At 70.1% G+C, this 12004-nt stretch carries 8 protein-coding genes; 1 reads left to right on the top strand and 7 read right to left on the bottom strand.

Annotated features, from left to right (window positions below; genetic code table 11):
- Window positions 1-114: 114 nt before the first annotated feature.
- Window positions 115-2232, bottom strand: a complete 2118-nt coding sequence (locus ACQEVG_RS28830) for a DNA gyrase/topoisomerase IV subunit B (protein WP_432989087.1) — start codon at window positions 2230-2232, stop codon at window positions 115-117.
- A 431-nt stretch (window positions 2233-2663) separates the two neighbouring features.
- On the opposite strand from ACQEVG_RS28830, the gene ACQEVG_RS28825 reads away from it, so the two are divergent.
- On the top strand, window positions 2664-2894 hold the full coding sequence (locus ACQEVG_RS28825; RefSeq protein WP_307660675.1) for a DUF7455 domain-containing protein: 231 nt from the start codon (window positions 2664-2666) through the stop codon (window positions 2892-2894).
- A 160-nt stretch (window positions 2895-3054) separates the two neighbouring features.
- On the opposite strand, the gene ACQEVG_RS28820 is transcribed toward ACQEVG_RS28825, so the two are convergent.
- From ACQEVG_RS28820 to ACQEVG_RS28795, 6 genes are all read right to left on the bottom strand, one after another.
- Window positions 3055-3870, bottom strand: a complete 816-nt coding sequence (locus ACQEVG_RS28820; protein ID WP_432989083.1) for a serine protease — start codon at window positions 3868-3870, stop codon at window positions 3055-3057.
- A gap of 159 nt (window positions 3871-4029) precedes the next feature.
- Complete coding sequence (locus ACQEVG_RS28815) at window positions 4030-5586, bottom strand: RNA polymerase sigma factor (RefSeq protein ID WP_432989081.1); 1557 nt, start codon at window positions 5584-5586, stop codon at window positions 4030-4032.
- A 338-nt stretch (window positions 5587-5924) separates the two neighbouring features.
- Complete coding sequence (locus ACQEVG_RS28810; RefSeq protein WP_432989079.1) at window positions 5925-6812, bottom strand: FadR/GntR family transcriptional regulator; 888 nt, start codon at window positions 6810-6812, stop codon at window positions 5925-5927.
- A 159-nt stretch (window positions 6813-6971) separates the two neighbouring features.
- Window positions 6972-8804 carry an ATP-binding cassette domain-containing protein gene (locus ACQEVG_RS28805; protein ID WP_432989077.1) on the bottom strand — a complete coding sequence of 611 codons (1833 nt, stop codon included), beginning with the start codon at window positions 8802-8804 and terminating at the stop codon, window positions 6972-6974.
- A gap of 289 nt (window positions 8805-9093) precedes the next feature.
- Window positions 9094-9858, bottom strand: coding sequence for an NUDIX hydrolase (locus ACQEVG_RS28800; RefSeq protein ID WP_360870103.1), 765 nt, complete (start codon window positions 9856-9858; stop codon window positions 9094-9096).
- A 98-nt stretch (window positions 9859-9956) separates the two neighbouring features.
- A complete protein-coding gene (locus ACQEVG_RS28795) occupies window positions 9957-11876 on the bottom strand; it encodes a glycogen debranching N-terminal domain-containing protein (protein WP_432992985.1) in 1920 nt (639 codons plus the stop codon).
- Window positions 11877-12004 lie beyond the last annotated feature (128 nt).

The following is a 12004-nucleotide window of genomic DNA, read 5'->3' as shown; positions in this document are numbered from 1 at the left end:
GAGCAGGACCTGACCTGGGATCGGATCAGGGGTGGAGCCGACAGCTCCACCCCTGGGTGGGCCCCCGAGTGGGCTCACGGGGGCTTACTGGGGGCTCACGGTGGCGAGGCCGCCTCAGGCGTCGATCCGCGAACGGTCCAGCGTCGCCGCGGAGCTGGTGATGAACTCCTTCCGGGGCGCGACCTCATTGCCCATCAGCAGGTCGAAGACCTGCTCGGAGGACTCCAGATCGCCGATGTTGATCCGGCGCAGGGTGCGGTGCCGGGGGTCCATCGTGGTCTCCGCGAGCTGGTCGGCGTCCATCTCGCCAAGGCCCTTGTAGCGCTGGATGGAGTCCTTGAAGCGGACCCCCTTGCGCTGGAACTCCAGCAGGGTCGAGCGCAGTTCGTTGTCCGAGTACGTGTACACGTACTTGTCCTGGCCCCTCTTGGGCTGGACCAGCTCGATGCGGTGCAGCGGCGGCACGGCGGCAAAGACCCGGCCCGCCTCCACCATCGGCCGCATATAGCGCTGGAAGAGCGTGAGCAGCAGACACCGGATGTGGGCGCCGTCGACATCGGCATCGACCAGAAGCACGATCTTGCCGTAGCGCGCGGCGTCGATCTCGAAGGTCCGGCCCGAGCCGGCCCCTATGACCTGGATGATCGCGCCGCACTCGGCGTTCTTGAGCATGTCCGAGACGGACGACTTCTGTACGTTGAGGATCTTTCCGCGGATCGGCAGCAGCGCCTGGAACTCGCTGTTCCGCGCGAGTTTGGCGGTGCCGAGCGCGGAGTCCCCCTCGACGATGAAGAGTTCGCTGCGCTCCACGTCGTCGCTGCGGCAGTCGGCGAGCTTGGCGGGCAGCGAGGAGGACTCGAGCGCGGTCTTCCGGCGCTGCGCATCCTTGTGCTGGCGCGCCGCGATACGCGTACGGGCGGCGGCGACCGCCTTCTCGAGCACCGCGCGGGCCTGCGCCTTGGCGTCCCTCTTGGTGGAGGTCAGGAAACCCTTGAGCTCCTTGGCGACGACGTTGGCGACGATTCTGTTGGCCGCCGAGGTGCCGAGGACCTCCTTGGTCTGGCCCTCGAACTGTGGCTCCGCAAGCCGCACCGTGACGACCGCGGTCAGGCCCTCCAGAGCGTCGTCCTTGACGATGTCGTCCTCGGCGACGCGCAGCAGCTTCGCGGAGCGCAGCACCTCGTTCATCGTCTTGGTGACCGAGCGCTCGAAGCCCGTCATATGGGTGCCGCCCTTGGGGGTGGCGATGATGTTCACGAAGGACTTGGCGGTGGTGTCGTATCCCGTGCCCCAGCGCAGCGCGATGTCGACGCCGAGCTCGCGCGTGACTTCGGTGGGGGTCATATGACCGCGGTCGTCGAGGACGGGGACGGTCTCCTTGAACGTGCCCTGCCCGGTCAGCCGCAGCACGTCGCAGACAGCCTTGTCCTGCGCCAGATACTCACAGAACTCGCTGATGCCGCCGTCGAAGCGGAAGATCTCCTGGCTCTTGCCCTCTCCCGCCAGATCCCGCTCGTCGCGGACGACGATGGTCAGGCCGGGCACCAGGAAGGCGGTCTGGCGGGCGCGCTGGTGCAGGTGCTCCAGGGAGAGCTTGGCGTCCTTGAGGAAGATCTGCCGGTCCGCCCAGTACCGTACGCGCGTACCGGTCCGGGCCTTGGGCACCCGCTTGCCCTTGAGCAGCCCGTTCGCCGGGTCGAAGGGGGCGTCCGGGCCCGACTCGGTGAAGATGCCCGGGACCCCGCGCCGGAAGCTGATCATGTGGGTGGCGGCGCCGCGGTCCACCTCGACGTCGAGGCGGGCCGACAGCGCGTTGACGACGGAGGCGCCCACGCCGTGCAGACCGCCGGACGCGGCGTACGAACCGCCGCCGAACTTGCCGCCGGCGTGCAGCTTGGTCATCACGACCTCGACCCCGGACAGTCCGGTCTTGGGCTCGACGTCGACCGGGATGCCCCGGCCGTTGTCCTTGACCTCGACGGATCCGTCCTCGTGCAGGATCACCTCGATGTGGTCGCAGTGGCCGCCGAGGGCTTCGTCGACGGAGTTGTCGATGATCTCCCAGAGGCAGTGCATCAGCCCGCGGCTGTCGGTGGACCCGATGTACATGCCCGGGCGCTTGCGAACCGCCTCGAGCCCCTCCAGTACGAGCAGGTGCCGCGCGGTGTAGTTGGAACCGTCACGGTCTGCGGTCAGCACCGCACTGGACGGCACGGACGTTTCGGCGGTCACGCGGTTCGCTCCTCGCTGAATTTCAAATGTGGCCCGGTGGGGTAAAGGGCGGGCGTCGGTCACCGGTCAGAGGGTACAGAGGCCTGGTAGAGCCGATGTAACGCCACCCTCGTGATTTCTCATGCTAGTCCAGGCTCGCATGCATGTTCGATCCCTCGTTGGGGTGACGTGCACATCACGTTCCCTTCCAGGCATGAACCATTTAGGCTCCGGGCACGTCCTCATGAACACCGGCAACCCAGCCGGGAGGGCCAAACGAGACAAGCAATGCGAAATCCGTAGAGCGAAGCAATACGGCTCATTCGCCGCCAACCGGCAGCAGACAGCCACCTTGAGAGAAGTTTCAAGGAAAAGCCACGAGCGGGAACGTTTTCGGCCTGGTTGGATGTTGACCCTGGTACGACAGCTCGTCGAGCTAGAGAAGAGGCGACGTGACTACTGTTCTGACCCCCGCGAGCCCGCTGACGGCCGCTGACCGCTGCGACCGCTGCGGCGCCCAGGCGTACCTGCGTGTCGTCCTGACCAGCGGCGGTGAACTGCTCTTCTGTGCCCACCATGGGCGCAAGTTCGAGCCGGAACTCAAGAAGATCGCCGCGGAAATACAGGATGAGACCGACCGACTCACGGCCGTACCGGCCGCTGTCGGCGAAGAGGAACACTGACACCTCGCATCCACGACGAGCCACAGGGCCGGTCCTGGACCGGCTGACGGGCGGCCGCCCCTGAACACCAGGGGCGGCCGCCCGCTCTCGTACTGTGACGCCGCGGTCCCGACCAGGATCTGGGAAATCCCGAAGCCGAGGCTCAAGGGGCCCGGGATCCCTAAGGCATCGCCACCGCGCCGACCCGCGTATACACCCCAGGCCTGTCGGGCCGCCCGCAGCCGGTGCCCCAGGAGACCAGGCCGATAAGCTTCCCGCCGGCCACCAGCGGCCCTCCACTGTCCCCCTGGCAGGCGTCCCGCCCTCCCGTGGGCTCTCCGGCGCAGAGCATCGTGGCAGCCACGTACCGCCCGCTCAGGCCCCCTGGATAGGCCTGCCCGCAAGCCTGGTCCGACAGCACCGAGACCTGCGCGGCATGGAGCGCCGACGCATAGGTGCCGTCGCCCTTCGTATCGCCCCAGCCGTAGACGGTGGCGCTCGTTCCCACCCCGTACGCCGGATCGCCGGCTCCCGCCAGTTCGATCACATGTGAGGCGGGCAGCGCCGATGCCAGCGTCAGCACGGCCATGTCCGAGCTGTTCGTGAGCGGGTTGTACGCGGGCGCGACCGAGCTGCCGCTGACCGCGATCTCCTGGCCACCCGCACCGGTGAGCTCCGCGCGCCCGGAGATGACCCGCAGATCCCGGACCTCACTCACCTCCCCGCCGAGCACGGTCCGGCTCAGGCAGTGCGCGGCCGTCATCACCTTCGTCGGCGCCACCACGACGCCACCGCAGAACTGACCGGCCCGCGCTACTCCGAACCGGTCACGGCTGGCCAGCGCGACGACCCAGGGGCTGTCCTCGACGCGAACCGGATAGCCGCCGACGACCACGCTGTCGGCGACGGCGGGATGAGGCGATGCCAAGGGCGCCAAGGCTGCCGCGGTTATGAGGGCCAGCGCCCCGGTCAGGGCTCGGGCGGGGGAACGACGCATTGGGCCTCCTGACTCTGCGTTGAATTGAGTGCACCCAGAGTCAGCCAGCATGCCGCAGTCCGCACCCGCACCCGCGCAGGCACGCATGGGTCCCGCAAACGGGTCAGGGCCCGGTCCCCTGACGGGATCCGGGCCCTGGCCTCGACGTATCGCTGTGACCTAGTCCAGGTAGTCGCGCAGCACCTGGGAACGCGACGGGTGGCGCAGCTTGGACATGGTCTTGGACTCGATCTGACGGATGCGCTCACGCGTCACGCCGTAGACCTTGCCGATCTCGTCCAGGGTCTTCGGCTGGCCGTCGGTGAGACCGAAGCGCATGGAGACCACGCCCGCCTCGCGCTCGGACAAGGTGTCGAGCACCGAGTGCAGCTGCTCCTGCAGCAGCGTGAAGCTGACCGCGTCGGCCGGCACGACCGCCTCGGAGTCCTCGATCAGGTCACCGAACTCGCTGTCGCCGTCCTCGCCGAGGGGGGTGTGCAGCGAAATCGGCTCGCGGCCGTACTTCTGGACCTCGATGACCTTCTCGGGGGTCATGTCGAGCTCCTTGGCCAGCTCCTCCGGGGTGGGCTCACGGCCCAGGTCCTGGAGCATCTGGCGCTGCACGCGCGCGAGCTTGTTGATGACCTCGACCATGTGCACCGGGATACGGATGGTGCGGGCCTGGTCGGCCATGGCGCGGGTGATCGCCTGACGGATCCACCAGGTGGCATACGTGGAGAACTTGTAGCCCTTGGTGTAGTCGAACTTCTCGACCGCGCGGATCAGACCGAGGTTGCCTTCCTGGATCAGGTCCAGGAAGAGCATGCCGCGGCCGGTGTAGCGCTTGGCCAGCGAGACGACCAGCCGGAGGTTGGCCTCCAGCAGGTGGTTCTTGGCCCGGCGGCCGTCCTCGGCGATGATCTCCAGCTCGCGCTTGAGCTTCGGCGCCAGCTTGTCGGAGTTCGCCAGCTTGTCCTCGGCGAACAGACCGGCCTCGATGCGCTTGGCGAGCTCGACCTCCTGCTCCGCGTTGAGGAGGGGGACCTTGCCGATCTGCTTGAGGTAGTCCTTGACCGGGTCGGCGGTGGCACCTGCAACGGCGACCTGCTGAGCGGGCGCGTCGTCCTCGTCGTCGTCGGAGAGTACGAAGCCCTTGCTCTCGCCCTCGGCCTCTTCCTCGTCGCCCTTGGCGCCGGGCTGGGCCTCATCGAGCAGCTCTTCGCCCTCGGGGGTCTCGTCGGCGTCCTTCTTGCCCGCGGTCTTCTTGGCCACGGTCTTCTTGGCGGCGGTCTTCTTCGCCGCCGTCTTCTTGGCCGCCGTCTTCTTGGCGGCAGCCTTCTTGGCAGGCGCGGTCTCCGAGACCTCGTCGGCCGGGACGTCGACGGTCTCGGCCGTCGGCGCCGCGGTGGCCGCGACGGTCTTCGCCGTGGCGGTCTTGGCCGCGACGGTCTTGGTGGCGGTGCGCTTTGCCGGGCTCTTCGCTGCGACGCTCTTGCGGGCGCGCTTCGGCGACTCCGCGGCACTGACCATCAGCGTCACACCCTCTTCCTCGAGGATCTGGTTGAGGCTGCGCAGAACATTCTTCCACTGGGTTGGCGGAATCTGGTCAGCCTCGAAGGCCCGACGCACGTCATCGCCGGCGATCTGCCCATCAGCCTTTCCCCGCTCGATGAGCGCCATCACAGACTCGGACTCGGCGATCTCCGGCGGGAGCGTACGGGATGTGCTGGCCGACACGAACAACCTCTCGGAACGATGGAAACGGCTTCCGGCCCCGCCCGTGATCGGGCCGGAGCCGACGACCAGCCGGCTGCGGATGTGCCGGTGGCGCGGGCTGAACCTCGGACTTGCACAGCGCCCTGAATGGCGGCTGTATTCCCTCTTCGGCTGTCACCTCTTAGGTCATCGCGCTGTTTCGAGGAGTGTTACGCCCAATCCACGTGGTCCGAGTCACACCCCATTTGCGACGAAGCGGGTATATGGGGGCGTTCACCACACAATCGTGCCGCCGGACCCCCGTGGAATCCGGCGACACACGATGCGTACGCCTCCGTACTCCCCACCGCGCCCGGCGGTCAGTGCTCGCGCGGCGCGGGCACGACTCGCTCCACCTCCGGGTGGACGGTGAGCAGTTGACGCATGGCCGACTCGGCGGCGTGCGCGTCGCCGGCGGCGAGGGCGTCGGCGATCCGCGCGTGGTGGGCCAGCGAGACCTCGGTAGGGCGGTCACAGCCGGTGACCGGGCCGCCGGAGACCTGGAGGGCCGCGGAGACGATCCCCGAGAGGTGCTCCAGCATGCGGTTGCCCGCGAGCTGGATCAGCAGGGTGTGGAACTCCGCGTCCGCACGGGAGAAGGTGATCCCGTCACTCTGAGCGAGCGCATGGTTCATGATCTCGACCATGTCGCTGAGCCGCTGCTGGACGTCCTCACGGCCGTGACCTGCGGCGAGGCGGGCGGCGAGGGGCTCGATGGTCCAGCGGAGCTCACTCAGCTCCCGGCGCTGGTCGTCGCGCTGCGGACCGAAGGCACGCCATTCGATGATGTCGGGGTCGAGCAGGTTCCAGTCGCTGACCGGACGGACCCGGGTGCCGACGTTGGGGCGGGCACTGACCAGGCCCTTGGCCTCGAGGACGCGGAGCGACTCACGCACGACGGTGCGGGAGACCTCGAAGCGCTGGCCGATCTCCTCGGGGACGAGCGGGCGGTCGGCGCCGAGGTCTCCGGAGACGATCATCTGGCCAAGCTGCTGGACGAGTTGGCCGTGCAGTCCGCGGCCCCGGCTTCCTGTCGCGCGGCGGCCGACCCGGCCCAACTCGGGGTCGGAGCTGTCCCACGGGCTGGGCCCGACGCGGTCGGCGCCGGGCGACTCCGCGTAGGGGTATCGGTCGAGTTCGCCCGGGCCGACGAGGCCGGAGTCGGCGGGGCGGGCGGCGGTCATCATGGTGTGCGCAAGGGTACTCACGCATCCTTATTCGGCCTGGCTCCGACGGCCCTTGAGGTCTTTGGTGAAAAGCACACGAAAGGGTGATCGGCGCCCGCCCCACAATTGACGCCTTATCGGAAAGAAACGGGCGCACTCAACGGAGTTGCCGACGGTTCACCCAGTCCCGGCCGATCATGATCACCAACGAGCGCTGCGCCGAAGGACCGTGAACAGATATGCGCAGATCAGGACCGACAATGACAACGTAAGGGCCGCACCGACAGGTTGGGCGAGGAGGCGAACCGCCGCCATGAGCAAGTCGTCCGCCTGCTGCGGAAACTGCAACCAGGTCAGCTCGCGCAGCCTGCCCGGGAGTCCCGCGGTCGATCGAACGGACGGAGCGACGAGCGCCTTCTGTACGAGGGGGGCGATCAGGACCGGTACGGCGAGCACCGCGGCCACTCCGGCGGCAGTGACCCTGAAGACACCGGCGGCGAGCAGTCCGGCCCAGGCACAGCCCACCGAGAGGCCGACCCAACCGGCCGCCAGGGACGGCCAGTTGTCGGGGACAGCCGTCAAATCGCTCCCGTACACGAGACGAAGGGCCTGGACGTCGGCCACCGCGACGAGCAGTGCCAGCAACAGGGCTGCGGCGGCGGTCACCGCGAGTTTGGCCAGGAGGAGGCCGAGGCGGCGCGGCACGGTGCCACGGGCGGCCGCGAGTGCGGGATAGCGGAACTCCTCGCCGAAGCTGAGCGCTCCGAGCAGTCCGGCGCCGAAGGCTGCGGGCGGCAGCGGAAGGAACTCGGGCCAGGCGACGAGCAGGGCGGGCAGGGGGGTGTCCCCGGTGCGGGCCAGGAGCACGCACAGGGCGGCCGAGGCGACGAGCACGGCGGCCGCGACGAGCAGGGCGGTAGGGACTCCGAGAAGGCGGCAGAGTTCGTAGCGCAGGGGGCGAAGGGGGCTGCGTACGGGGCGCGGTGGGGGCAGGGGCAGTGAGTCGAGTCGCTGGGCGGCGCGCGGAACCGGTCGGGCGGGGCGCGTGTCGTCGGGGGCGCTTTGCCGGGAGGCCGGCGCGGAGACGGGCCGCGGCTCGGATGCGGGCGCGGACGCGAGCTGCCGAGGGCAGGGCTGGTCCCGTGGGTGGCCGGGCGCAGGGCCGGTGTCGCCGACTTCGTCGGCCAGCCGATGGACGAGTACGCCGTGCCGGAAAGCGGTTTCGCCGATCTCGGCGCAGCTGCTGCCGTAGACGGAGAGGAGGTTGCTCGTCTCGGCGACGACCTCCACGGAGCGCTGGGCGGCGCGCGCCTCACGGGCGACGACGGCGGCCAACCGCTCGGCGTGCGGGGTACTGACGGCCACGCGGGGGCGGAGCCTGGTGCGGGCGAAGGCGGCGGCGTCCTGGTCGGCGACGAGGCGTCCGGCGTCGATGGTGACGACGCGATCGGCGATCCGGGCGGCCTCTTTGGGGTCGCTGGTGGCGCACAGGACCGTGCCCCCGCGCGTGGCGTGGGCGCGCAGCAGTCCGTACAGCCAGCCGTTCTCGCGGGGCGAGAGCCCCCTCGCGGGCTCGTCGAGGATCAGCGTCTGGGGGTCGCCGAGCAGGGCGGAGGCGAGCCCGAGCCGGCGGTCCATTCCTAGGGCGAACGTGCCGAGACGCCGGCCACCGAGACCGGCAAGGCCGACGACTTCGAGCATCTCGTCCGCGCGGGAGGCGGGCACCCCTGCCGCGGCGCAGAGCATACGGAGCTGCCCTCGGGCGGTCCGCGCCGGATGCCCCGGTACGTCACCGAGGAGCACTCCGACCTCCCGGGCGGGGTGGGCGATGAGGTGGAGAGGGTTTCCACGGAAGTAGGTGACGCCCCGGCCGGACTCGAGTCCGAGCATCAGACGCAGGGCTGTCGTCTTTCCGGAGCCGGCGCAGCCGAGGAGGGCCGTGATGCTGCCGGGCGGCGCCTCGAAGGTGAGATCGTCGACGGCCGGCGGGAGGTTTCGGTGGTGGGTGCTGGTCAGTCCGATGGCCTGGAGCATCGCTTCTCTCGCGGAAGGTGAGACCGCTCGGCGGCAGGGCGGATACCGCAGCAAGACGTGGATACTGCGGACACTGCAGCAAGATAACGCGACATTTAGGACTTTTTGCGCAGCGGGCCGGGCCCGGGTGTCAGCCCCGATCGAGCTCTCGATCAGGCTCTAGGCCGATCTCTTGACCGGGTTCTCGTCGCGTTCTGCTCAGGTTCTTGGCCGAGCTTCGAGCGGGTTCTCGCCGAGCTCTGATCAGGCTCGTGGCTGAGCTCCGATCGGGCTCTTGATCAAGCTGCGGTCAGACTTCCGGACGCAGCATCGGAGGGTTCAGCAGGGTGGCACCACCCGCGCGGAACAACTGTGCGGGGCGGCCACCCTGACGGGTCGTGGTCCCGCCAGCGGGTACCAGGAACCCCGGGGTGCCGGTCACCTTCCGGTGGAAGTTCCGCGGGTCGAGCGCGACGCCCCACACCGCCTCGTACACCCGGCGCAGCTCGCCGACCGTGAACTCGGGCGGGCAGAAGGCCGTGGCCAGCGAGGAGTACTCGATCTTGGAGCGGGCCCGCTCCACCCCGTCGGCCAGGATGCGCGCATGGTCGAAGGCGAGCGGGGCGGCCTGCTCGCCCTCGCGGCCGAACCCGTTCTCCTGGCCCAGGAGATCCTCGACCGGGGCCCAGCGCGCGCTATTGGCATCCCCGCCCGCCCGGGGCGCGGGGAGGTCGGGTGCGAGCACGAGGTGCGCGACGCTGACGACCCGCATCCGCGGATCCCGCTTCGGATCTCCGTAAGTGGCAAGCTGCTCGAGATGCGCCCCATTGCCAGGAGCGGGCGAGGCGGGGTCGTGCGCACACAGCCCGGTCTCCTCGGCGAGCTCGCGAGCTGCCGCCGCCGCCAGATCCTCGTCACCCCTGACGAAGCCGCCGGGCAGGGCCCACCGGCCCTGGAACGGCGGTTCTCCGCGGCGTACGACCAACGCACAGAGCGCATGACGACGCACGGTGAGCACGACCAGGTCGACGGTGACAGCAAAGGGCGGATAGGCCGACGGGTCGTAGGGAGACATGCCGTGATCATAGTCGTCTGCCTGACGATAAACACTCCCTTCGCCACCTGCGGCGACTCTTTCTTCATCGGCTTCCCCGCCCCGCCCACCCACCCGGCTCACACCCCCAACTGAAGGCCCTCGGCGGCCTCCTCGACCATCCCGAGGCCGAGCCTGCTGATCCGCACGGCGAACGGCTCCCCGGCGACACACAGGCCGGACAGCTGTACGGCACCGAAGGGAGCGCAGCGCACGGGATGCAGCGCGACCGCACCGGCGGGCGCGTCGGGGCGGATCCCGGCGAGGGTCGCCAGAAGGTGGATGCCGGCCGCCGCGGGCAAGGCCGCCGGCCGGCACGCGGCGGGGTGCGGCACAGGCACGCCTCCCGCCGTGCGCTGCTCCCCCGCGTACATCTCGGGCAACCGGTACCTGAATGCCTCGGCGGCGTCGAGGACGCCACGCAGCAGAGGCACCGCCTCCTTTTCGTATCCTGCGCCGGCCAGCCCCGCGACGGCGACGACCGTCTCGTGCACCCGTACGGCTCCGGCGCGGTGGCCGTACGGGTTGTGTCCGCGCTCCTTGGTCCCCAGGCTGCGCAGTCCCCAGCCGGAGTCCACTGCGGGGCCACCGAGCAGCATGGCCAGCTGTCCGGTCTGCACCTTGTCCAGCAGACCGGGGGCGAGCCGGCCCCCGCCGAGCAGTCCGGTGTCGAGGAGATGCGCGGCGCCGGCACCCAGATGAGGCAGAAGTCGGCCGTCGGCCAGCCGCGCCAACGCGGGACGGCCGCCGCTCCTGTCGTCGATCCAGAAGCGCTCCCGAAAGCGCCCCCGCAGCGCTCCCGCCCACTCACGCAAGACGTCGGCTCCGGGACGGCCACACGTCTCCAGCAGGTCGGCACCCAGCAGCGCGGCCCGATGGGCATGTGCCTGCGTCTCGGCGCACTGCACTCCGGACGGGCCCGGCCCGGACAGGATTCCCTCCGCGCCCGCGGCTCGCTGCAGCCACTGCAGACAGCGCTCCGCGACCGGCAGCAGCCCCGCCAGCTCCCGCTCCGGCAGCCCCCAGCGCCATGCCTCCGTGAGGACCGCCGGGAAGGCGAGTGTCGCCTCCACGCCCGTACAGCTCGGCGGGAGATGCGGACCCGCGTCCCTCAGCGGGCCCGGGATGCGCCCGAAGTCCGGCCCGGCACCCAGCAGTTGGGTGCGGGCAACCGTACGCAGGGTGGCCGCGGCAAGCCGGGTGGAGAGCGGGAGCGCCATCCGCGCCGCCCACAGCGCCTCGGCAGGAGCAGGTCCGCAGCGCCAGGGGACGCCCGCGGCCAGATGTACGTCCGCGGAACCTCCGGGGTCCCGCAGCAGCAGCGCCTTGAGGTCGCCCAGACTGGCAGTGAACAGCGCCTGCAGCCGGGGGTCGTCCCCCTCCGCCCACGCTTCGGAGAAGGGTCGACTGCCCGTCCGGCCGGACGACCGGGCCGGGCGCTTGGAGCGGACGCGCAGCTCGATGGTGCGGGAGGCGCCGGGTGCGAGCTCGAGGTCCCAGCGCAGTATCCCCGCGGAGGCCAAGGCGTCCTTCGGCGGCGGGTCCGCGGTGACGACGGTATGGGCGTCCGGGCCCGCGGACCAGCGCATGCCCGAGTCATGGACGCTTGCACGCAGCTCAGGACCGGGTCGCCCGGCCGCGACCGCGCCCAGACTCGCGAGGTCGGTGCCCAGCGCGATCTCCACCGGAAGCCTGAGGGCTCTCCCCACCGAGCTGCGCAGCGTGATGCGTTCCGTGCCGTCAGCGTCGCGCAAACGCTCCACGGAGACTCCCGGGTCGGGTCCTGTGCCCGCGGGCGTCCGCAGCACGCCGATGAATCTGGCGCGGTCGGCGGAGACCAATCCGCCCTGCATCGCAACCGGTTCGCGCCCGGCGACCCGCAACTGGCAGCGGGAGAGCAGCCGCCGGCCGGACTGGTAGACGCCTTCGAGTCCGGTCCCGGTGAGCTGCCCGTGTTCGGGGGAGATCGCCAGCCGCGGGAGGGCGACACAGATGAGCATGTTGTGCACCGGCGGCAGATCCCCCGGCCGGCCGGCCCCGGGCGGCGCTGGACCGGATCCGGAGCTGTGTCCCAGCTGCGGCAGGTGAGGGGGGCGGGGGGCGGTGAGGGCCATGGGTGGTCTGCTGT

This window comes from Streptomyces sp. CA-135486 (assembly GCF_050936555.1).
Taxonomy (GTDB): Bacteria; Actinomycetota; Actinomycetes; order Streptomycetales; family Streptomycetaceae; genus Streptomyces.
The sequence above is the reverse complement of the archived record's forward strand: the minus strand, read 5'-3'. Positions and strand labels throughout refer to the sequence as shown.

What these genes read in the sequence shown, in the direction of transcription:
- ACQEVG_RS28795 (WP_432992985.1), bottom strand. Translation starts at nt 11,876, where the DNA reads ATGCTCATCTGTGTCGCCCTCCCGCGGCTGGCGATCTCCCCCGAACAC.
- ACQEVG_RS28805 (WP_432989077.1), bottom strand. Translation starts at nt 8,804, where the DNA reads ATGCTCCAGGCCATCGGACTGACCAGCACCCACCACCGAAACCTCCCG.
- ACQEVG_RS28800 (WP_360870103.1), bottom strand. Translation starts at nt 9,858, where the DNA reads ATGTCTCCCTACGACCCGTCGGCCTATCCGCCCTTTGCTGTCACCGTC.
- ACQEVG_RS28820 (WP_432989083.1), bottom strand. Translation starts at nt 3,870, where the DNA reads ATGCGTCGTTCCCCCGCCCGAGCCCTGACCGGGGCGCTGGCCCTCATA.